Raw genomic sequence first — 21,630 nt, 5'->3', positions numbered from 1 at the left:
AATTTTATGATTCAGGAGAGGCGAACGAATGAGCCAACTCGAATTGGAAACCCGTAACCTGACGCTAGTACGTTACCCTCAGGTGGCCGACAACTCGACCTTACAGGCATGGGAAGCCGCGGATGAGTTTTTGCTGCGTGAACTGGCAGTAATGGAAACCGCCCCCGGCCCATGTCTGATTTTTAACGATGCGTTTGGTGCGCTGGCCTGTGGTTTACAGGCTCAGTCTCCGGTCAGTATCAGCGATTCTTACATGAGCCAACTGGCGACACGACACAATCTGGCATTGAACGGTTTTGACGATGCGTCAGTAGCATTACTAAGCAGCCTGGAACCCTTGCCTGCTGCGCCTGCTCTAGTGGTGATGAAAATACCCAAGACCATGGCGCTGTTAGAACACCAATTGCGTATGTTGCGTGAGGTGGTGACGCCACAGACTCGAATCATTGCCGGTGCAAAAGCGCGCGATATCCACACCTCAACACTACAGCTATTTGAGCGTATTCTGGGGCCAACAAAAACCTCCCTTGCCTGGAAAAAAGCGCGTTTAATTCACTGTGAATTCGCGGAGTTAACGGTAAGTGAACAACCACTTACAACCTCATGGAATATGGATGAGTACGGTTATCGTATCCATAATTACGCGAATGTTTTTTCTCGTAACGGGCTGGACATTGGTGCCCGCTTTTTCATGCAGCATTTGCCACAACAGATACAAGGGAAAATCGTTGATTTAGGTTGTGGGAATGGTGTTATTGGGTTGGCGGCATTAGCGGCAAATCCCGAGGCGAGCGTGAGTTTCTTTGATGAATCCTACATGGCGGTCGCATCCAGTGAAATGAACGTGGATGTTAACTGCCCACAGGACAAAGATCGCTGTGGATTTGTGGTGAATCACGGGCTGACACGCGTTGGGCGAGATACGCTACAGGCGGTATTGTGTAATCCTCCCTTTCATCAGCAACAGGCGGTAACCGATGAAATTGCCTGGCAAATGTTTGTGGATGCCCGTCGTTGCTTGACTGTCGGCGGTGAATTACGTGTTGTCGGAAATCGTCATCTGGATTACTTCCACAAATTGAAGCGCCTGTTTGGTAACTGTGAGACGATTGCCAGTAATACTAAATTTGTAGTGCTGAGAGCGGTGAAATCGTCGGCATCCCGCTAGGTTATATCGCTAACGCCAGCCGGGTGGCTTGCTCAATTGCCCGGCGTGCGTCCAACTCTTGTGCAACATCTGCTCCGCCGATCAGATGAACCTGACAACCGGCCTGTTGCAGCGGCTGGTAGAGATCGCGGCGAGGCTCCTGGCCTGCACAGACAATGATGTTGTCCACGGGAAGGCATTGAGTGGCCTGCTGATGCACAATATGCAATCCATCATCGTCAATATGCTCATAACGCACGCCACCGAGCAACGTCACGCCATGTCGAAGCAGGTTGGTTCGGTGGATCCAGCCCGTCGTTTTCCCCAAGCCTTCTCCCGGCTTACCCGCTTTGCGTTGTAACAGTATGATTTCTCGATCGCTGTGAAGAGGCTGGGATCGCGGATTTAGCAAACCACCACGATGCCTCAGTTGGCGATCGATGCCCCATTCTTCGTAAAAATCAGCCTGTTTGGGCTGGCTGAGATAATGCGCGGTATCAAATCCAATCCCACCGGCACCAATAATGGCGACTCGTTTCCCAACGGGCTTTTTATCCCGTAGTACATCCAGATAGCTCAGGACCATTGGGTGACAAATGCCTTCAATCTCTGGCGTGCGTGGCACAATACCGCATGCCAGAATGATTTCATCAAAGCCGATGAGATCGGCCACTGTCGCGGGCGTGCCTAATTTTATGGTGACGCCGAGTAAATCCAATTGGCGACGATAATACCGTAGCGTTTCATTAAACTCGTCTTTCCCTGGGATCTGGCGGGCAATATTGAATTGTCCGCCGATTTGCGAGGCAGATTCAAATAGTGTGATCTGATGTCCGCGCGTGGCGGCATTCACGGCGAATGCCATACCGGCTGGCCCTGCGCCAACAACAGCAAGCCGTTTTATCGATATTGCAGGCGTGATGGGATATTCAGTTTCATGACAGGCTCGTGGGTTCACCAGACAGGAAGTCAACTTTCCGACAAAGATCTGATCCAGACAGGCCTGATTACAACCGATGCAGGTATTGATTTCATCAGCCCGACCTTCTGCTGCCTTTTGCAATAGTGCCGAGTCGGCCAGAAAAGGGCGTGCCATCGATACCATATCGGCACAGCCGTCGAGTAACAGTTGTTCCGCGACAGCGGGATCGTTGATACGGTTGGTGGCGATGAGTGGAATCCCCACTTTTCCCATTAGTCGTTGGGTGACCCAGCCAAACGCGCCACGTGGCACGAGCGTGGCAATCGTCGGAATACGCGCTTCGTGCCAGCCGATACCTGTGTTAATGAGGGTTGCGCCCGCTTGTTCTACCGCCTGAGCCAACTGTTCAATTTCCTGCCAGCTTGAACCCTTTTCGATCAGATCGAGCATAGAAAGACGGTAAATGATGATGAATTCAGGTCCGGTTGCTTTTCTGACTGCCCGAACGATCGCTAAGGCGAAACGGCTACGGCGCTGAAAATTTCCGCCCCATTCATCGTCCCGTTGATTGGTTTGTGCCGCAAGAAATTGGTTAATCAGGTAGCCTTCCGAGCCCATAATTTCCACGCCATCATAGTCAGCTTGCTGAGCCAGTGCCGCACATTGGGCAAAATCATCAATTGTCTGTTCGATGTCTGCTGACGTCATCGCCACTGGCATAAAAGGGGTGATGGGAGCTTGTAATGCAGAGGGGGCGACAGGTTCTGGCTGGTAGCTATAGCGTCCGGCATGAAGGATCTGTAGGGCGATCTTACCGCCAGCGTCGTGAACGGCCTGAGTGATGACCTGATGATGCGGTAACTGTGACGCAGCATGTAATGTCGCACCGCCTTTTACCACCGCGCCTTTCGCATTGGGGGCAATGCCGCCCGTGACGATAAGGCCTACTCCACCGATAACTCTTTCCCGATAAAACGCCGCCAGTCTTTCCGCTCCGTTGGCATGTTCTTCCAGACCTGTATGCATTGAGCCCATCACCACTCGATTTTTTAAGGTGGTAAAGCCGAGATCGAGCGGTGAAAACAGATGAGGATAGGTTGTCATTGTTATCTCCAGCAGCAGGTGAAAAGCAGATGTTTGGCGAACTGGTCTGATGAGTAATAGCGTAAACTTAGCGTTAGTGCATGCTAATGTGAATTTTTTGTTTCGTGATTGTGATGAATATCATTTCCAATCGTGTGGAAAAATAATGGATAAAGGTAAGGATGAGTCAGATTGTTTGTTGTTGAGGCCGTGTGTCATTATAATTTGCCGAATGGTTAATCGAAGGTACCGTTCATGTGGGTTGAAGAGTTGGAAGTGCGGTTGGAAGAAGCCTTGCAGGCGTTGGAGAAAAGCGTGCAACAGCAGCAATATCAGTGGCAGAGAGAGCGGCAACAGTTGCAACAACAGCTTATTTTAGCGAATCAACGTGAGGCACAGCTTTCCTCTCAGGTTGGGCAGTTGGTCGCCCAATTGAATGCAATGGACAGTTCACCAGATCGTAACCCTCTGCTACAGAAGGTGAAAATTATCAGTGCCCATCTGGATGCGCTCGCCAAAGACGCGTCGGCTTTTAATCGCTCTCTTTCGTAAAAAACCCTTTTGTATGACGAGCCTGATGTGACGTAAAGCATCACCGATTTAACATACTCCTTTCTTTTCTTACACAATCCCATCGTACTCTCCACAATTGGTGCAAATGTGAAGTTGTTCCTTGCAGAGATTTACCCTTGTTCTAATTAACTGAAATTGCCAGACCTATACTATTCCTCGTTAGCACGACAACCGTCGTCAATCAGTTAAACCTAAATGAGGGACATATCATGCGTAAATTGACCGCAATGTTGGTGGCTTCTTCCCTGGCGTTAAGTGCTGTGGGGATCGCCCATGCGAATGAAGCACCGAAAGGCCCGGCGCCGGAACATAGAATGATGAAAGACGGTGGATTTCATCACGGCATGGGGAATGGGGCCGGTATGGAAATGATGTTCAACGGATTGAATCTGACAGAGGCGCAAAAGCAGCAGATTAAAGGTATTAAAGATGCTGCTCATGAGAACATGCGGAAAACCAGATTAGACGAGCGTCGTGAGATGCATGGGCTGATCACGGCAGATACCTTTGATGCCGCAAAAGTGCAATCCCAGTTAGATAAAGCGGATGAGGCTCGTAAAGCTCGATTCCTGAGTATGCTGGAAACGCAGAATAAGATTTATAACATTCTGACGCCTGAGCAAAAGAAACAATACAATGAAAACTTTGAAAAACACCTGACTCAGCAGCCAAAACGTGGGCCTGCGCGGTAAGTGCCTCTCTTTACCGAAGATCGTCGAACTTCCTCACGGTTTAGCGTTAAAGTGGGGAAGTTCGATGGCTTCTGCCGTTATATTGAAACCATCAACGTGAAGTGATTGGCGCGGTTATCTGAAAAATATAGTGATACTTTTCACAAAATAAAATTCATCTGTAGCTTTCTTAGCGTTGACTTGCTAAAAAGCGCGTAGAGGACGTCACCAGATTTTTCTGGGCGAGACCTGGATAAAACAGTGTTTTAGCACACTGCTTTATCCAGGTTTTTTTTTGCTTTTTTTCCAGCTGGCCAGCGGACACAAGCAAGACAGGTTGTATAAGGCAGTGCCGCCATTTACGAAACGGGAAGTGTCACTATGAATAGCAAAGTGCTAGCAGAAAGTATTCTAAGGTTGGTCGGGGGAGAGGCAAACGTTTCTACTCTGGTTCATTGTGCAACACGCTTGCGCTTTAAGATCGTTGATAATGCGAAAGTGGATCTGGCCGCATTGGAGGCATTAGACGGTGTGATTACAGTCGTCAATGGTTCCGGGCAATTACAGGTCGTAATCGGGAATCGCGTTCCTGAAGTGTATCGGGCTTTTGGGCCAATTTCTGGATTATTAGAGGAAAAGGGAAATACACAACGGTCCGCGGCAGAATCTGATAAAAACGTTTCAGTTATGGGACGGTTGATCGATTTAGTGGCAGGCATTTTTACCCCGTTATTAGGGGCAATGGCAGCAGCTGGGGTGTTAAAAGGTGTATTGGCAATTGTCATTGCGCTCGGATGGTTGAATACAAAAGAAAGTACCTACGTCATTTTACATGCCGCGTCCGACAGTCTGTTTTACTTTCTGCCAATGTTGCTGGCCATTACTTCCGCTCGTAAATTTGAAACCAATATTTTTGTCGCGGTGTCGATTGCTGGGGCGTTGGTTTACCCCACCATACAAGGGTTGTTTGATGCTGGTCAGCCTGTGACGTTCTTTGGCTTGCCTGTTGTGATGATGAAATACACAACCTCAGTGATTCCGATTATTTTCAGCGTATGGCTGATGTCGTATCTCGAACGTTTTCTGAATCGTTATATCCATGAGAGTGTGCGTAATATCCTGACGCCGTTTTTCCTTTTGGTGGTCATGGTACCGCTAACGCTGATGACTATCGGGCCTGTGGGTATTTCGGCCAGTAAGCTTATCGCGTCTTTGTTTGTCAGCATCTATGACTTTAACCCGATTATCGCGGGTGCGCTGATGGCAGCGTCATGGCAGATTTTGGTGATCTTTGGTATTCACTGGGGGTTTGTAACGGTCTTTATCAACGATCTTTCTGTGATGGGACACAGCTATCTCAAAGCGGCTTCCAGTCCGTCGATTTTCGCCCAATCCGGTGCATTACTGGGTGTGATGTTGCGCACTAAAGATAAGAAACTCAAAGCATTGGCGGGAAGTACATTTATTGCCTCGTTGTTTGGTATCACTGAACCGGGTGTGTATGGTGTGACGTTGAAGCTGAAAAAACCGTTCGTTTGTGCGGTGATAGCGGCAGCAATGGGTGGCGCGGTGGCGGGGTATGCGAAAAGCTCAGCTATCTCTATGGGCATGCCAGGGCTACTGACGCTGCCGATTTTCTACGGCGAAGGCTTTATCGGGTTCCTTATTGGGTGTGCGATCGCCTTCGTGGTCAGCCTGATATTAACCATGATTGTTGGGTTTGATGAGCCGACATCGCCTGCTGAAAAAGCATCCGTTCCCTCTCCCGAACCGACGAAGCCAGTGACACATCAGCACGTCAACCACGCATCCTCCGTCACATTGATGAAAGATGTGCCCGATACTGCGGAGCAATTAGGGTCACCAGCAAAAGGCGAATTAGTCCCGTTGGCGGAAGTCAATGACAAGGTGTTTTCTTCCGGCGTTGTCGGGCAAGGCGTTGCCATTCTTCCGCAGGAAGGGCGTATCTATTCGCCTGTAGACGGCGTCATTGCCAGCACATTTGCCAGTGGACATGCGGTGGGCATCCGTTCACAAAACGGCGCGGAAATCCTGATTCACGTCGGTATCAATACGGTGCAATTGGAAGGTAAGCATTATCAAATGCGTGTCACAGAAGGTGATGAGGTGAAAAAAGGTCAGCTGTTGCTGGAGTTCGATCTGGCTGAGATACAGAAGGCTGGCTACGATATTGTGACACCAGTGGTCGTCACAAACGCTGAGGAGTATCGCGTATTTAGCCTCAGCACAGCACGACACCAGCAGGCTGGGGACACTATCATCGCATTAGCGTAATTGTCGCGAAGGGTGAAGTATAACCAGCGTGTGATGGGGCGGCGGATGAGGATGTCGCCCCGTAATGTCTTAATACGCAGGGATGACGATGGTCAACAGGCAAGGCTATAGCCGATGTGTAGGCGGAAGCCTTGGCGAAACAACCATGCGGGCATAGTGATGAAGATAATTAGAATATTGAGCAACAATGCAGTGCTGGCGGTGATTGACAGCGGGGAAGAATGTGTCGCATTAGGACGGGGCATCGGTTTTGGCAAAAAAAATGGCGACGATGTGAATGAAGCGTTGATTGAGAGTCGTTTTCTTAAGACTAGCAGTGGACTGAATGCTTTTTTCGCCGAGATTCTGGCCGATATTCCGCCTGTTTATCTGAGTATTACCGAGCAAATTATCGCGCTTGCGCGTAGCACGTTGGATATTGAATTACAGGATACGTTATTCCTGGCGTTAAGCGACCATATCAATTTCTCGGTTAAACGTTATAAAAAAGGGATGCAGATCCATAATCAATTGTTATGGGAAATCAAACGATTATACCCTGATGCTTTTTTTGTCGGGCTACAGGCTCTCGACATTATTGAGAAGAAACTGCAAGTCCGCTTACCGGATGATGAGGCGGGATTCATTGCTCTGCACATTGTGAATGCGGCGGGAGAGAGCAATATGCAGAAAGTCATACTTAGCACCGAAATCGTTAAAGATGTGCTGAGTATTGTCAAATATGATCTGAAAATGGACTTCAATGAGCAATCAATTGATTACCAAAGATTTTTAACACATCTGAAATTCTTTACGCAACGTATCATCGAAAAGAACTTTGTCGCGCACCATGAAATATCGCTCTATGACGATATTGATAAAAAGCTGCCTCGAGCGTGGCATTGTGCGATGAAAATCGCTGATTACGTCGACATCCACTACCAATATGCCTTAACCAAAGATGAAATTGTTTTCCTGACCATACACATCGAACGTTTAAGAAAGGATAACTGTTTCCAATAATAACGTGTTTTTCCCTACAAAGATCTAGAGAGACAGCCTCTCATGGAGATGAAGAACAATGATGAAGAAAACACCTCTGGTTGCGGCTTTATTTGCCGCATGTTCTCTACCGACATTGGCCGTGGGTGCCGATTTAACCGCCCAAATATCCAGTACGCGTCCGAATGTGGTGTTGATTGTGGCAGAGGATATGAACCCTCGTTTGGGGGCATATGGTGATACGCAAGCGCGGACTCCTCATCTGGATGCATTAGCGAAAGAATCGGTTGTTTTCACTCAGGCTTTCACCATGGCTGGGGTATCGGCACCGTCACGCGCGGGACTGATCACCGGCGCATTTCAGAATACCACCGGGTTGCAGCACATGCGTACCGCTAGCCGTCCCGGCGGCGGATATCTTGGCGTTCCACCTTCTTATGTAAAAGGTTATCCAGAACTGCTGCGTCGTCATGGCTACTTTACCTATAACGATACCAAAACGGATTATCAATTTACTAAGGGTCATGCTGATGTAGGGCCGTTTTCTCTGTGGACGCGACATGGGGAATACAACAATATCGACGATCTGCACATCCAACTGGCGTGGCGTAATTATGATTTAAAAAACAAGCCATTTTTTATGAATTTCAACCCGCAAATTACGCACGAGTCGGCATTGTTTACCCCAGAAAATTATCCGGCTGGATCGGAATATTTTGTTAAACGCTGGTCTGAATTTCGTAAACAATATCACTATACGCCAACTGATCCGAACAGCCTGAAATTAGAGCCGTATTTCCAGGATACGCCGCAAACGCGACGCGAATTGGCACAACATTACGACAATATTCAGATTATGGATATTCAAGTCGGTAAATTGGTTGATGGCCTGAAAAAAGATGGGCTATGGGATAACACCATCGTTATTTTCACGGCTGATAACGGGGACGGTATCCCACGTCATAAACGTGAAGGATATGATTCAGGGACACACGTGCCGCTGATCGTTCACATTCCTGAAAAATATCGTCCGGCAGGCTGGGGAGAAAATGGCAGTGTGAATTCACGATTGATATCGTTCGAGGATTTTGCGCCGACCATACTCGGATTTGCGGGTATCAAGCAGCCAGACTATATGCGTGGCATTAATTTAGCGCAGGATTTCGCGCCACAGCGTCAATTTGTCTATGGCGTGCGTGGGCGGATGGATGAATATGACATGCGTTCCTATTTTATTCGAAACCATGATTACCAATATGTCCGTAACTTGGCAAACACGCCGGGAGGCATTGGTATCAAATTCCGTAATGCATTGGGATCAATGAAGGATCTGAACGCGGCAAATGAGCAGCATCAACTGAGTGCCGATCAACAAAGTTGGTTTGCTGAGCGTCCGGCTGAAGAGTTGTATGATCTGCAACGTGATCCTTTGCAACTGCATAATCTGGCGGCAGAACCAGCCCAGCGCCAGGTACTTGCAACACTGCGTGAAGAAATGGATCGCTGGCGTAATCGTGCTAATGACATGAACCTGGTGACGGAAGACCAGATGGTTGAGGATTTGTTGGATGAGCAGGGGAAACAACGTACAACGTTAACGCCGGTCGCGCAGTGGGATTCTGTCAGCCACAAGATCTATCTGGCTAATCGCACCCAGGATGCGTCCATTGGCTATAGCTGGGATGGCAAGGAATGGGAACTGTACACGGGAAGTATCACACCAATGAAGAGTGCGTCTGCGCTGCAATTCAAGGCGATTCGTTATGGCTGGAAAGAGAGCCCGGTAGGAACGTTGTCCGTGCAACCGTGACAATCGGTATGTGAACCGATTCACATACCTTGATGATGTTGTTTGTATGTTATCCGGAAAGGCAGTAAAACTACCTTCAGGACATGACCATGAAGCATGATGTAGATAATGTTATTCATGGGTGAAACCTGATTGGCAAGCGGCCGTAGTGTCGTTTGGCGATCAGGTTTTTTTTTGTCCTGAGAAAACTAAAACTAAAACGAAAATGGGAAGGATGGATGATGATGAAGAAACATCTCATAGCACTGTCTGTCGGTACGGTGTTGCTGTCTGGAATGACGTTATTTCAAACCGCGTCTGCAGAACAGACTAAGCCAAATGTAATTATTCTGTTCACCGATGATATGGGATGGGCGGATATGTCGGTGCAAGGAGCGAAAACACCGACGCCGCATTTGGATCGGTTGGCCGCAACAGGACAGCGCTGGACGAATTTCTACGTTTCTTCCGCACAGTGCTCGCCTAGTCGTGGGGGCCTGATGACAGGGCGTATCGAAACGAAAACGGGATTGTACGGTACGAAAATTCCAGGCGTGTTGATGGATGAAGATCCCGATGGTTTTCCTGATAGTGAAGTCAGTATGGCGCAGTCATTACAGCGTAATGGCTATAGCACAATTATGTATGGGAAATGGCATTTAGGCACTCAGGCCAATGCTTTCCCAACACGCTATGGTTTTGATGAATGGTATGGCATTCCAACCAGTAATGACCGCTTTAGTACGATGGTCGATCAGGTCGAAATTAACCGTCTGCCGCGTACCGATCCCAAACGGCGTGAGCTTCAAGGTAAAGTCGAAGAACTTAATCGAGCACCAAAGCAGGAATATTGGAATGTACCGCTTTACCATTCCTACAAGGACAATGGGAAGCAGGTTGATTATGCCGTCCCTCAAGGTTTTCAGCAGGCGAACTTCACTAAAGACGTGACCAATAAAGCGGTTCAGTACATTGCAGATAACAAAGATAAGCCTTTCTTTATGTACATGGCTTATCCGCAGACTCACGTACCGTTGTTCACATCGCCGGAATTTAAAGGGAAAGGGCATAGTCCGTATGGCGATGTCATGTTGGAAATCGATTGGTCCGTCGGACAAATTTATCAGGCGTTGGAACAGAATAAATTAGCGGAAAATACCATTGTGATTTTTAGCTCTGACAATGGGCCGTGGTTGCAGTATGACAAGGATGGTCTGTCCGGTTCAGCCATGCCGTTACGAGATGGAAAGGGAACGGCGTTTGAAGGCGGCCAACGTGTGCCTTTTATTGTGAATTGGAAATCTCACATAGCGCCGAAAGTCGTCGATGATATCGGCAGTACGCTGGATCTTCTGCCAACACTGATGAAGATCACCGGTAGTCAGCACGCACAACATGATTTAGATGGTGTCGATCTTAGTGCATCTTTCCTGCATGGGAAGGCGAGTGCGCGAACCTTTATGCCGTATTTTTTCTGGGGCCGGATGGATGCCTATCGTGACGGTGACTATAAAATCGTTTTTCGTGCGAAAAAAGCAGGCATTCCGGTGGATTTGGAGAAGCCGCTTATGTTCAACCTACGTAACGATGCTTCTGAGCAGAATGATTTATCCGCTCAGGAACCGGAACGCTATCGAGCACTGATTAAGAAAGCACAGGCGTATGAACAATCGTTGGGTGAGAAGAAACCCCCGTTGTTCGATCTGTAATATCACGCGATTTGCCGATAAGGAGATCGGCAATCACCCTGAGCATGTTGTGTCGTTAGCCAGTGAAGTTGAGGTCTGAATCGAATGAGCCAATCCATTGCCAATTTTCAGTTGATGGCTAAACCATCAGGATCCGTTTGCAATATTGATTGCTCATATTGCTTTTATTTGGAGAAAGAACATCTCTATCCGGAGCGAAAAAGCCGCTGGAAGATGGATGGCGATACGCTGGAAAACTATATACGCAAGAATATCAGTGGGCAGCAGGCGGATGTTGTTGATTTTCCGTGGCAGGGTGGAGAACCCACGTTACTGGGGATCGATTTTTTTCGTGAAGCGGTGAGGTTGCAAAATAAATACCGGGGTACAAAGCACATCAATAATTTTTTTCAGACCAACGGCACCAATATTGATGATGACTGGGCGCGTTTTCTGAAAGAGCACCAGTTTCTGGTGGGGTTGTCGATCGACGGTGACCGTATCAGTAATGATGCACATCGTGTTACCCGTGCAGGGAAAAGTACGTTTGATGATGTGATGAAAGGGCTAGATGCGCTAAAACGCCATCGGGTTGAATTTAATACGTTAACCGTGGTGAATGCGGAAAACGTCAAGCGCCCGATGGATGTGTATCAGTTCCTTAAACGCATCGGCAGTCGTTACATGCAGTTTATTCCACTGGTGGAACGTCGTGCCGCGCAGCCTGATGATAATGGATTGGTATTGATTCAGCCGGATTTCTCAGGTCAATGTAGCGTAACGGAATGGTCAGTGCCTGCTAAAGCGTATGGCCGTTTCCTGAATACTATTTTTGATCATTGGATTCAGCATGATCTGGGCAATGTATTTGTAATGAACTTCGAACAAACGCTGGCGAAAATGGCAGGACAGCTCAGTGCCTGTGTGATTAATGAAACCTGTGGCGGTAACCTGATTGTTGAAGCAAATGGTGATGTTTATTCTTGTGACCATTTTGTTTATCCAGAAAATAAACTGGGCAATATTAATCAAGATGATTTGGTATCGCTGGTTAATTCGCCACAAAATCTCGCTTTTGGAGAGAACAAACGAAAAAATATCAGTAAAGATTGCCTGACTTGTGAGGTCAAAGCAGTTTGTAATGGCGGTTGCCCAAAACATCGATTTGAAATTTCTAGCGATGGGCGTCCTAACAGAAACTATTTCTGTGATGGGTTTAAAACGCATCTATTTCACGTGTTACCGTGTATGAATATTTTGCTTTCTCAACTGGGGCAACGAGAGTCAATGAAAAAAATAAGGAGAAAAATTAAAGAAGAATTTTATTAATTTGTACCGAGACTTATATCAGGACACTGAGTAATAACAGTTCTGAATGATTTCCTGAATAATCAGGCGGTACGACTACGTCACATACCAGGGTTCTTATAATAATGTCATTTTGACATGAGAAGCCTATTTGTTCTTTTTCAATACCAATTAAGAATAGGTCATCACTATGAATAATAAAAAACTGAATCTGGGGCTTTTCTTTACCTTACTTTTAGCGTGTCAAACTGTAACAGAAGCAGCCCAACTCTATAATAAAGATGGAAATAAACTGTATCTTGATGGGCGTATTATTGCTCGTAGAATTATTAGTGAAAATGAAAATATCGACGGTGATAAAGTTCGGTTCAGAATGAACTTGCACGGAGAGACACAAATAACAGAGACGCTATATGGATATGGGCGATTCGAACACGATTTTAATGCATTTGAACCGGAGAGCGCGGCTCCGACAGATTATACACGTTATGCCTATGTTGGCTTAAGTGAGAAATATTGGGGGAGTATAAATTATGGGCGAAATAATGGTGTATTAGCTTATCCTCAATATACCACGATGATTTTCCCCGTAAACGGTGGAGGAACCTATGCACCTGATTCGTTTATGGGAAAACGAGGGACAGGGATATTAACCTGGCAAAATAATGATCTCTTTGGCGCAATTCCTGGTATGGAATTGCTGGTGCAATATCAAGGGAAAAACGAAGGCAGTCGTTCTGTCAAAACTCAGAATGGGAATGGATATGGCGTTGCACTGGGATACACGATACCGTCAACGAAATTGGAATTAAGTGCGGCATGGGCATCGTCGCAACGTACATCAAAACAACAGCAGACGATCTACGGAGAAGGTGACAGAGCCGATGGCTGGATGGTGGGGATGGCGTGGCAGCCGGAGAATTGGTATATCGGGGCGTTTTATGGTGAAACAGAAAATATGCAATTCGTTAATAATGGCCGCACCAAAATATCTGGATTTGCTGATAAAGCACAAAATTTAGAAGCGGGTATACGTTACCGTTTCCCGTTTAAGCTAAATGCGGCTGTGGGATATCGTGAATCAAAAGCCAAAGACCTCGAAGGTGTCGGCGATGCATTTCTGATAAAGAATGCGCTACTGCTGGTGTCGTATCCTTTCAATCCCAATTTCAGTTTATCTGCGGAATATAGCATCAACTTGTTAAAAGACGACAACCCTTTGGGACTTAATACGGATGATGCCACCTGGCTAACGGCGACATTTGTTTTCTGATGTAACAACATGAAGTGAAACAACTTTGCTAACGCCATCCTTTTCGCAGTGTGTGAGCAGGGTGGCATAAAAAAGGAACAAAGATGAAAAAGAATAAACTGCTGGCCGCCATTGCGCTGGCCTGTATGCAAACGGCGGGTGTACATGCTGCAACGACGGCTTCCCCTTCTGCTACGGCCCCATTAGCGGATGGAAATCAGCCCAACGTGGTTTACATCATTCTTGACGATCAGCGTTATGACGCGTTTGGTTTCCTGAACTCGGCCATTCATACGCCTAATATGGACAGTATTGCCAAAGAGGGCACCTATTTTAAAAATGCGTTTGTTACCACATCACTGTGCTCCCCCAGTCGTGCCAGTATTTTAACGGGGATGTACGTTCATAATCATGGCGTATCGGATAATAATCCTTCCGACCTCTCACACCTGAGTTATTTCCCCGAGCTGTTACGTGACAAGGGCTATCAGACCGGTTTCTTTGGTAAGTGGCATTTCGGTGGGGCGGATAAGACGGCGACAAAAGGCTTCGCTGGGTTTGATCGTTGGGTCGGACTGTTAGGACAAGGCAACTACTATCCGATTGATAATTATGGCAAACCTTCCATGCTCAATATTGATGGCAAAATGGTGCCACAGAAAGGTTATATCACGGATGAGCTGACGGATTACGCCGTAGATTGGCTGAATAAGCTGGATAAGAAAAAACCATTCATGATGTATCTGTCACATAAAGGTGTGCATTCCGATTTCCTCCCCGCCAAACGTCATCGTGGCAGCATGAAGGATGTCACTTTCCCACTGCCGGATACTTATGCCGATACGCCGGAAAATTATGCAGGCAAGCCAATGTGGGTGAAAAACCAGCGCAACAGCTGGCACGGTGTGGATTATCCCTACAACACCGATATGAACCTCCAGCAGTATCAGCGTGATTACTATGAAACGCTACGTTCGGTGGATGATAGCGTCGGGCGGGTGCGTGACTGGTTGCAGCAACAGGGATTGGATAAAAACACCATCATCATGGTGATGGGGGATAACGGTTTTATGTTCGGTGAACATGGGCTGATCGATAAACGCAACGCTTATGAAGAATCGATCCGAGTACCGCTAATTGCCTCAGGTCCAGGCTTTGCCAAAGATAAGGTGGTGGAAGACATCGTCAGAAACATCGATATCGCGCCGACCATTCTGGATGCAGCAGGGGTTAAGGCACCGAAACATTATGACGGGCAGAGCTTCTGGCAACTGGGTGTTGATGGCCACAAGGCACCTGAGCGTAAAGACTATTTCGTCTATGAATACTTCTGGGAATACAGCTTCCCACAAACGCCAACGACGTTTGCAATTCGTACACCGGAATACAAATACATCCAGTATTACGGCGTATGGGACAAGGAAGAGTTGTATGACATGAAAAACGATCGGGAAGAGAAACACAATCTGATCGATTCGACTGATGAGAAGATCGTGAATGCCAAGATCGCGCTGCGTAAGAAGCTGTATGCAGAACTGCGCGATCAGCAAGGGAAAAATGTGATCCCGTATAACCAACGCGTCGGGCAAGGGCAGGTTTACCGTCATGAAGGAACGGGCGAACAGCTTGCGCCATTCCCGCGTGAATGGCTGAAAGGGTATAACCACGAGGATATTCTTGCCGGATTTATCCCCGATCAGGTTGGTAAAGAGGCGAAGGTGAAAGCATCGAATGAGGCTGTGAAAAAGAGCGAACCGATGCTTAAAGAGATGATGGATAAATAATTTTATCCCTGATAACCAGACGGCAGCATACATTGCGCCGTCTGGTTCCCCCACTGGAACTACAACGATTCACCGTTGCTGCTGATGACGTCTTTATACCAATAGAAGCTATCTTTACGCCGCCGCTCCAGCGTGCCGTTGCCCTCATCATCACGATCGACATAAATGAAGCCATAGCGTTTTGACATCTGCGCTGTACCGGCGCTGACCAGATCGATCGGTCCCCAACTGGTGTAGCCGAGCAGTTCGACACCATCGTTAATCGCTTCACGTACCTGAATCAGATGCTGACGTAAATAATCAATGCGGTAGCTGTCATGGATACTGCCATCTTCTTCCACCGTATCACGCGCACCTAATCCATTTTCGACGATAAACAGTGGTTTTTGATAGCGATCGTACAGTTCATTCAACAGAAAACGCAGACCTTCTGGATCGATTTGCCAGCCCCATTCAGATGCCTTAAGGTGCGGGTTGGGAATCAGACGGATAATGTTGCCGCGTGAAGATTGGTATTTTTCCGGTTCGTAGGTTGCACAACCGCTCATATAGTAGCTAAAAGAGACAAAATCTACGGTGTGTCGCAAATCATTTTTGTCTTGTTCGGTGATGTCCAGTGTGATGTGATTTTCTTTAAAATAACGAGCCATCCAGGCCGGATAAGCGCCACGCGCCTGTACATCGCCAAAAAATAGCCATTCTCGATTTTTCTTTTGTGTCTCCAAAATATCTTTCGGATGGCATGTCATGGGATAACGCAGAGCACCCAGCAGCATATTGCCAATTTTTGCATCGGGGATGATATCGTGACAGGCTTTTACCGCTCGAGCGCTGGCAACAAGCTGATGATGAATGGCTTGATAAATATGTTGTTCGGATGGTTTGCCACTCAGCCCAACACCGGTAAAAGGCGAGTGCAGCGCCATGTTGATTTCATTGAAGGTTAGCCAGTACTTAACTTTATCTTTGTAACGACTAAAGACGGTACGGGCATATTTTTCGAAATGGTCAATGGTGGCGCGACTGCTCCAGCCGCCCAGTTTTTTCACCAAACCATCGGGCATTTCATAATGAGATAATGTAATGAGTGGTTGGATTTGGTATTTCGCCATTTCGTCAAATAAACGATCGTAAAATGCCAGCCCAGCTTCATTTGGCGTCTCTTCATCTCCTTCAGGATAAATGCGGGTCCAGGCGATGGAGGTTCTCAGCACCTTAAAACCCATTTCAGCAAACAACTGAATGTCCTGTGGGTACTGATGGTAGAAATCGATAGCAACGTCTTTAATACAGCTTATATTTTCGGTGCGCTCGGTGATGGGGCCATGTACGCCTTGTAGCTGAAGGTCAGAGGTAGACACGCCCTTACCCTCTTCATTCCATGCGCCTTCAACCTGATTGGCTGCCATGGAACCCCCCCATAGGAACTCTGCGGGGAATGTCTTCATCTTCGCTCTCCTCTTATTCACGGTTATTCAAATATGCCATGCTGGAAATCAACCTCTCGGCGTCGCTGTTCATCGGCCTTGGGTTGACTGGATCGCAGGCAAAAAAAAACTTGGGCAAAAGAGAGTGTTTTTTCACTCGCCTTTGCCCAAGTCTCGCCCACGTATCGCGGTAACGTCTTATTGGCACACTATACGATCCTGCATATCCGCGGCAATGTCCCCGTCTGGTTATGTGATATTGGTCACGACATCTCTGCTGACCCTATTTTACGGCGTGAGGTATTAGGCGTTTTACCGCCTAATACCTATGCTATGGCGTCGTTATTACGCTTTCGTTTGCAAAGCGTTGACAACTGCTTCGCCAAGCCCTTTAGCCGATGCTGGGTTTTGACCCGTGATCAATCTTCCATCTACGACGACCTTATTTTCAAAAATCGGTGCTTCTTCGAAGTTTGCACCATCCTTTTTCAACGCGGCTTCAAGTTCAAACGGAACGATCTTGTCGTAGTGGCGGAAGGCTTCTTCTTCTGCGGTAAATCCAGTCAGAGTACGATCTTTAATCAACAGTTGACCATTGCTGAGCTTCACATTCAGCAGACCCGCCGGGCCGTGGCAGACTGCACTGACAATTTTGTCGTTTTCGTACATCGTACGCACGATGCTGATCAGCTCAGGATTGTTGGCAAAATCCCACATCGGCCCGTGTCCACCGACAAGTAGGATCGCGGTGTATTTCGCGGGATCAACCTTGGCTAGCGGGATGGAATTAGCCAGCTTGTTCCGGTGTTCCGGGTTAGTCCAGAAGTCCAGATTTGCCTGATCTTTAAGATCGAAGCCGTCAAACGGAGGCAACCCACCTTTCGGGCTGGCAATATCGTAATCCAGTCCGGCTTTGTCGAACACTTCAACCGGGTGGGTCAGTTCTGGAAACCAGAAACCGCCAACCAGCTCCGGTGTCTTTTTATCCAGACTGGATACGACGATCAATACCTTCTCTTCTTTTAGATTGGCTTGGGCAAAAACGGGGGAGGCGGCAGCAAATACCGCAATCGCGGCGATAAGAGCAGCACAGCGCTTTATTATAGACATGACAGACTCCTTCAGCAGGTGGTGTTTGCCGACTATATCTGGGATAACCGATTGAAAATAGACGGTAATAACAGGACATATTGTTTAATAAATCGATGTAATAGCTTTGTATTGATGTGGGAAACTGTCGTAAAGTGTGCTGTATAACCAACATATGACAGGATGAGGGACCCTGATGGGGCAATCCGACAGCTTTGATGGGCTTGCCGAATTTCTGGCGATAGCGAAGCGATTGAGTATTCGCAAAGCGGCGCTCGATTTGGGAAAAACACCGGGCGCCGTGAGTTTATCGCTCCAGAGGTTGGAACATCGTCTCGGTGTGCCACTTTTCCATCGCACGACGCGCAAAATGGCGCTGACGGAAGCGGGGGAACAGCTGTTGCTGAGAGTTGGGCCTGCGGCGCACGCGATTACCGCCAGTTTTGAAGATGTTGCGCAATCGGCAAAGAAACCATCGGGGACGCTGAAACTGATCGTCGAGCGTTTGGCATTACCCCACGTCATTGAGCCATTGATACCTGCATTTCGCGCGGCGTGGCCAAATTTGAATGTCGATATCACGGTGAGTAACCGCCACGATAATTTCGTCTCTGAAGGCTACGATGCCGGCATCATGATCGGCTCATACATCGAACAGGACATGATTGCGATACGGCTTTCCCCGCCTTTTAAATGGGCGGTATTTGGTTCGCCGGACTATTTCAAAGCGCACGGCAAACCGAAAGTCACCCGTGACTTGGTTCACCACGAATGCATTCGCTTTCGCCGTCCTGAAAAAGGCGATATTTATCGGTGGGAGTTTATCGAAAATAAAGAAAGTGTCAGGATTGAGCCTGCGGGGGCGGTGACGGTTAACGATGGGGAACTGATGCGCAGCCTGGCCGTCAGGGGCGTGGGGCTGATTTACTCCTCCACGTTCCATACTTCACGTGAACTGGCAAACGGCACGTTGGAAGCGGCGTTACTCGATCTCTCGCCGGGAAACGACGGCCTTTTTCTGTATTTCTCCAGAGCCGCGAGGAATCAACCTAAACTGCGTGCGTTTATCGACGTGTGTTCGCAGGTGATTAAAACGTAAATGTATCTCTCTGAATCCTGGTGTTGTGCAAAGAACCCGTTTTTCAGAGAGCCGGAAGAAATCATTTAATCTCAACGTCGAACTTGTGCGATTTCCATGTCGATTTATCGAAGGGCTGACCATAAATCAGTTTCAGCGTCCCTTTGCCGGATGCTTTGCCAATGAAATAAAAGGTCTGTTCACCGCCACAGCCGACCATTCCCTCTTTGCAATCTTTCGACTGTTGATAGCGACTAGATACGAAGATTAGCTCATTGGGCAGGTTTTCCAGCATCCAGCTATATCCGGTTGTTGGGTTAGCTTCCAATGATAACGTGATCTCTTTGCCTGTGGTGCCGTCCAGACTGTCGGGCTTTTCGGCGGCATGTGCACCAACTGCACCAAACATTATTATGCCGCTTAATACGCGGATTAACATTTTAGTCATGCATCCCTCTCAGGTATTTATGATGAATCACACTATCTTTATAGTATAAATCCCTAAAGAATAAAGTAGAAATAGCACATTAGGAAATAGTCCGCGCTACGAGCGCGGCATTGTCAAAGGCGTGGGAGTTTGGCGAAAGTACGCCACAATGGATGATTGAGGTAGCTTGTTACAGCAATCAAGACATACAAAAAAGGAGTCACGCGATTAACGTAACTCCTTGATAAATTTGGTGGCCCCTGTTGGGTTTGAACCAACGACCAATCGATTATGAGAACCTTTATCAAACATTATAAATCAATGAGTTATTTATTTTTCAGTGAGTTAAAGGGAAAATAAAACCCAATAATGCCTAATATTGTTAAGTTCAGGCGTCACTTTTGCGACACTGTGCCAATGGATTTAGCTTTATGGCATCTTCAAAATGATCCGGTGCAAAGTGGGCGTAACGCATTGTCATCTTAATATCAGTGTGGCCGAGGATGCGTTGCAGAACTAAAATATTGCCACCATTCATCATAAAGTGGCTGGCGAATGTGTGCCGTAGAACATGGGTCATTTGGCCGTCAGGCAGTTCAATGCCAGTTCTTTCCATTGCTGAACGAAACGCATAATAGCAATTGGTGAATAGCTCTCCGCTCTTTTTGGGTAATTCTTCCGCCAATTGTTGATCGATAGGGATTGTCCGGTTTTTTTTTCCCTTAGTTTTAACAAACGTGATTTTGTTGCCTGATATCTGAGAACGGCGCAGGCTTTGCGCTTCACTCCAACGTGCACCGGTAGCCAAGCACAGCTTAACGACGATTTCTAAATCCTTAGCGCTGCTGTTCCGGCACTCAGCCAATAATCTGTCAATCTGATCGCCAGTGAGGTAGGCCATTTCGCTTTCTTCCGTGCGGAACTGACGCACGTTTTCCAGTGGGTTGGGTAGAGCCCATTCTCCTAATCGCTTTAATTCGTTAAACACAGCAAGGAAATAGGCTTGTTCCAAATTAACCGTGCGCGGGGTAACGGTGGCTAGACGGCTAGTTCTGGATAGCTGACCGTTCAGTCTTTTGGCTCGATAGGCGGTGAAAAGCTGGGCGCTAAATTCTGTGGCCAGTGGATGCCCCATACACCCAGCAGCCCATAGCATTACACTGCGGCGCTTTTCACCATCTTTCAGTGTAATTCCATGGCGTGTGAACCAAAGTTCTACCAGTTCAGTGAGTCGGCGATCTTCTTTGCCGTCAGCTAGCCAAGGGGAGGATTGCACTTGCTCTAACGTGTAACGCTCAAAGGCCAGCGCTTCGCCTTTGGTGGCAAACTTTTTACGGACGCGTTTCCCTTCCTTACCGCTGCTACGGTCTACTGTATAGAGGTCTGCGATCCAGCGTCCATCCGGTAGTTTTCTAACTGGCATTTTGATCTATCTTGGCAACGTTTTTTAACCAATCGTGGAAATGATACTTTTTACATCCATCGCTAGATAACATGGTTTTTATATTTCTGATGGCAAACATTCTGCGTTCACCTCTCATATGGCAGAATCCTTCTATATAATCCTCGCCATAACCGTTTCTTAGATATCGGTCAACATCTACGGTTCTTCGATTCGTGCCATTACTTGATGAATATGTAAACGTTGTGCTAATCGGATTGAATGTATTAATTATTTTCGGTTCTGCTGCATTTTTTCTTATTAATTTTGCGTATTCGAAAATTTCTGATAAATCCAACTTAAAAACTTTTTTGCAGAGTTCAACGAAATCATAGCGAGTTGAGCCAACTACAATTTTTGAATTAATGTCTTTTTCTCTAAATATGCTTATCTCGCCAGTCTCAGAATTCATTAAATCTAGATAGAACTCACCATCTTCACGAATTGCTAACTTAACGAAAATACCTTGTGTTTTCTCTGTTTCGGAAAACAAACGAAATGATGCAGGCTTAGTTTCACCTAACCATACTGTAGCCTCTCCATTAACCATATTGAAAAAAGCATGTTCAATACTGGCGTTTTCAGCATTGTCATTTTGAGATTCGATGGCTGAAATTGTAGGTGTAGGTGTAGGTGTAGGTGTAGGTGTAGGTGTAGGTGTAGGTGTAGGTGTAG

General features: G+C 47.2%; 16 protein-coding genes and 1 pseudogene. 11 read left to right on the top strand and 6 right to left on the bottom strand.

Going from position 1 to position 21,630, the window contains the following annotated elements:
* Positions 1 to 28 precede the first annotated feature (28 nt).
* The gene (gene rlmG, locus ACKPVM_RS18675) at positions 29 to 1,168 is read left to right on the top strand and encodes a 23S rRNA (guanine(1835)-N(2))-methyltransferase RlmG (protein WP_409311307.1); all 1,140 of its coding nucleotides are present in this window, start codon (positions 29 to 31) and stop codon (positions 1,166 to 1,168) included.
* Between the two features lies 1 nt (position 1,169).
* Here rlmG and ACKPVM_RS18670 read toward each other — a convergent pair whose 3' ends face one another.
* Positions 1,170 to 3,173 (bottom strand): oxidoreductase, encoded by a 2,004-nt coding sequence (locus tag ACKPVM_RS18670; RefSeq protein ID WP_409311306.1) that lies wholly within the window; start codon positions 3,171 to 3,173, stop codon positions 1,170 to 1,172.
* 234 nt (positions 3,174 to 3,407) lie between these two features.
* Between ACKPVM_RS18670 and ACKPVM_RS18665 the strand changes: the two genes are divergently transcribed.
* The 9 genes from ACKPVM_RS18665 to ACKPVM_RS18625 all read left to right on the top strand — a co-directional run bounded on the left by ACKPVM_RS18665 (position 3,408) and on the right by ACKPVM_RS18625 (position 15,493).
* Complete coding sequence (locus ACKPVM_RS18665) at positions 3,408 to 3,704, top strand: hypothetical protein (protein ID WP_409311305.1); 297 nt, start codon at positions 3,408 to 3,410, stop codon at positions 3,702 to 3,704.
* 230 nt (positions 3,705 to 3,934) lie between these two features.
* Complete coding sequence (spy, locus tag ACKPVM_RS18660; protein WP_409311304.1) at positions 3,935 to 4,417, top strand: ATP-independent periplasmic protein-refolding chaperone Spy; 483 nt, start codon at positions 3,935 to 3,937, stop codon at positions 4,415 to 4,417.
* Positions 4,418 to 4,777: 360 nt separating this feature from the next.
* Positions 4,778 to 6,691 (top strand): beta-glucoside-specific PTS transporter subunit IIABC, encoded by a 1,914-nt coding sequence (locus ACKPVM_RS18655; RefSeq protein WP_409311303.1) that lies wholly within the window; start codon positions 4,778 to 4,780, stop codon positions 6,689 to 6,691.
* Between the two features lie 159 nt (positions 6,692 to 6,850).
* Positions 6,851 to 7,693 carry a BglG family transcription antiterminator LicT gene (licT, locus tag ACKPVM_RS18650; protein WP_409311302.1) on the top strand — a complete coding sequence of 281 codons (843 nt, stop codon included), beginning with the start codon at positions 6,851 to 6,853 and terminating at the stop codon, positions 7,691 to 7,693.
* A gap of 58 nt (positions 7,694 to 7,751) precedes the next feature.
* Positions 7,752 to 9,482 carry a sulfatase family protein gene (locus ACKPVM_RS18645; protein WP_409311301.1) on the top strand — a complete coding sequence of 577 codons (1,731 nt, stop codon included), beginning with the start codon at positions 7,752 to 7,754 and terminating at the stop codon, positions 9,480 to 9,482.
* Positions 9,483 to 9,706: 224 nt separating this feature from the next.
* On the top strand, positions 9,707 to 11,170 hold the full coding sequence (locus ACKPVM_RS18640) for a sulfatase-like hydrolase/transferase (RefSeq protein WP_409311300.1): 1,464 nt from the start codon (positions 9,707 to 9,709) through the stop codon (positions 11,168 to 11,170).
* 84 nt (positions 11,171 to 11,254) lie between these two features.
* Complete coding sequence (locus ACKPVM_RS18635; protein ID WP_409311299.1) at positions 11,255 to 12,478, top strand: anaerobic sulfatase maturase; 1,224 nt, start codon at positions 11,255 to 11,257, stop codon at positions 12,476 to 12,478.
* 169 nt (positions 12,479 to 12,647) lie between these two features.
* Complete coding sequence (locus ACKPVM_RS18630) at positions 12,648 to 13,730, top strand: porin (protein WP_409311298.1); 1,083 nt, start codon at positions 12,648 to 12,650, stop codon at positions 13,728 to 13,730.
* Positions 13,731 to 13,813: 83 nt separating this feature from the next.
* Complete coding sequence (locus ACKPVM_RS18625) at positions 13,814 to 15,493, top strand: sulfatase family protein (RefSeq protein WP_409311297.1); 1,680 nt, start codon at positions 13,814 to 13,816, stop codon at positions 15,491 to 15,493.
* 59 nt (positions 15,494 to 15,552) lie between these two features.
* Here ACKPVM_RS18625 and ACKPVM_RS18620 read toward each other — a convergent pair whose 3' ends face one another.
* Both ACKPVM_RS18620 and ACKPVM_RS18615 read right to left on the bottom strand, forming a co-directional pair.
* A complete protein-coding gene (locus tag ACKPVM_RS18620) occupies positions 15,553 to 16,941 on the bottom strand; it encodes a glycoside hydrolase family 1 protein (protein ID WP_409311296.1) in 1,389 nt (462 codons plus the stop codon).
* 324 nt (positions 16,942 to 17,265) lie between these two features.
* The gene (locus ACKPVM_RS18615; RefSeq protein ID WP_409311295.1) at positions 17,266 to 18,030 is read right to left on the bottom strand and encodes a type 1 glutamine amidotransferase domain-containing protein; all 765 of its coding nucleotides are present in this window, start codon (positions 18,028 to 18,030) and stop codon (positions 17,266 to 17,268) included.
* Between the two features lie 175 nt (positions 18,031 to 18,205).
* Here ACKPVM_RS18615 and ACKPVM_RS18610 point away from each other — a divergent pair, with 175 nt between their 5' ends.
* On the top strand, positions 18,206 to 19,108 hold the full coding sequence (locus tag ACKPVM_RS18610) for a LysR family transcriptional regulator (protein WP_409311294.1): 903 nt from the start codon (positions 18,206 to 18,208) through the stop codon (positions 19,106 to 19,108).
* Between the two features lie 61 nt (positions 19,109 to 19,169).
* Here ACKPVM_RS18610 and ACKPVM_RS18605 read toward each other — a convergent pair whose 3' ends face one another.
* The 3 genes and pseudogenes from ACKPVM_RS18605 to ACKPVM_RS18595 all read right to left on the bottom strand — a co-directional run.
* Positions 19,170 to 19,535, bottom strand: a complete 366-nt coding sequence (locus ACKPVM_RS18605) for a protease inhibitor I42 family protein (protein ID WP_409311293.1) — start codon at positions 19,533 to 19,535, stop codon at positions 19,170 to 19,172.
* A 367-nt stretch (positions 19,536 to 19,902) separates the two neighbouring features.
* On the bottom strand, positions 19,903 to 20,937 hold the full coding sequence (locus ACKPVM_RS18600; RefSeq protein ID WP_409311292.1) for a phage integrase: 1,035 nt from the start codon (positions 20,935 to 20,937) through the stop codon (positions 19,903 to 19,905).
* Positions 20,927 to 21,630 (bottom strand): annotated as a pseudogene (locus ACKPVM_RS18595) (hypothetical protein); the annotation flags it as partial. The pseudogene ACKPVM_RS18595 and the gene ACKPVM_RS18600, both read right to left, overlap by 11 nt.

Source organism: Pectobacterium hainanensis (assembly GCF_046237015.1).
GTDB lineage: Bacteria > Pseudomonadota > Gammaproteobacteria > Enterobacterales > Enterobacteriaceae > JBJYIN01.
The sequence above is the reverse complement of the archived record's forward strand: the minus strand, read 5'-3'. Positions and strand labels throughout refer to the sequence as shown.

Bases quoted from the DNA above. Each gene is read 5' to 3' on its own strand.
- spy (WP_409311304.1), top strand. From the start codon at position 3,935: ATGCGTAAATTGACCGCAATGTTGGTGGCTTCTTCCCTGGCGTTAAGT.
- ACKPVM_RS18670 (WP_409311306.1), bottom strand. From the start codon at position 3,173: ATGACAACCTATCCTCATCTGTTTTCACCGCTCGATCTCGGCTTTACC.
- licT (WP_409311302.1), top strand. From the start codon at position 6,851: ATGAAGATAATTAGAATATTGAGCAACAATGCAGTGCTGGCGGTGATT.
- ACKPVM_RS18605 (WP_409311293.1), bottom strand. From the start codon at position 19,535: ATGACTAAAATGTTAATCCGCGTATTAAGCGGCATAATAATGTTTGGT.
- ACKPVM_RS18655 (WP_409311303.1), top strand. From the start codon at position 4,778: ATGAATAGCAAAGTGCTAGCAGAAAGTATTCTAAGGTTGGTCGGGGGA.
- ACKPVM_RS18615 (WP_409311295.1), bottom strand. From the start codon at position 18,030: ATGTCTATAATAAAGCGCTGTGCTGCTCTTATCGCCGCGATTGCGGTA.
- ACKPVM_RS18625 (WP_409311297.1), top strand. From the start codon at position 13,814: ATGAAAAAGAATAAACTGCTGGCCGCCATTGCGCTGGCCTGTATGCAA.
- ACKPVM_RS18620 (WP_409311296.1), bottom strand. From the start codon at position 16,941: ATGAAGACATTCCCCGCAGAGTTCCTATGGGGGGGTTCCATGGCAGCC.
- ACKPVM_RS18630 (WP_409311298.1), top strand. From the start codon at position 12,648: ATGAATAATAAAAAACTGAATCTGGGGCTTTTCTTTACCTTACTTTTA.
- rlmG (WP_409311307.1), top strand. From the start codon at position 29: ATGAGCCAACTCGAATTGGAAACCCGTAACCTGACGCTAGTACGTTAC.
- ACKPVM_RS18635 (WP_409311299.1), top strand. From the start codon at position 11,255: ATGAGCCAATCCATTGCCAATTTTCAGTTGATGGCTAAACCATCAGGA.
- ACKPVM_RS18600 (WP_409311292.1), bottom strand. From the start codon at position 20,937: ATGCCAGTTAGAAAACTACCGGATGGACGCTGGATCGCAGACCTCTAT.
- ACKPVM_RS18665 (WP_409311305.1), top strand. From the start codon at position 3,408: ATGTGGGTTGAAGAGTTGGAAGTGCGGTTGGAAGAAGCCTTGCAGGCG.
- ACKPVM_RS18610 (WP_409311294.1), top strand. From the start codon at position 18,206: ATGGGGCAATCCGACAGCTTTGATGGGCTTGCCGAATTTCTGGCGATA.
- ACKPVM_RS18640 (WP_409311300.1), top strand. From the start codon at position 9,707: ATGAAGAAACATCTCATAGCACTGTCTGTCGGTACGGTGTTGCTGTCT.
- ACKPVM_RS18645 (WP_409311301.1), top strand. From the start codon at position 7,752: ATGATGAAGAAAACACCTCTGGTTGCGGCTTTATTTGCCGCATGTTCT.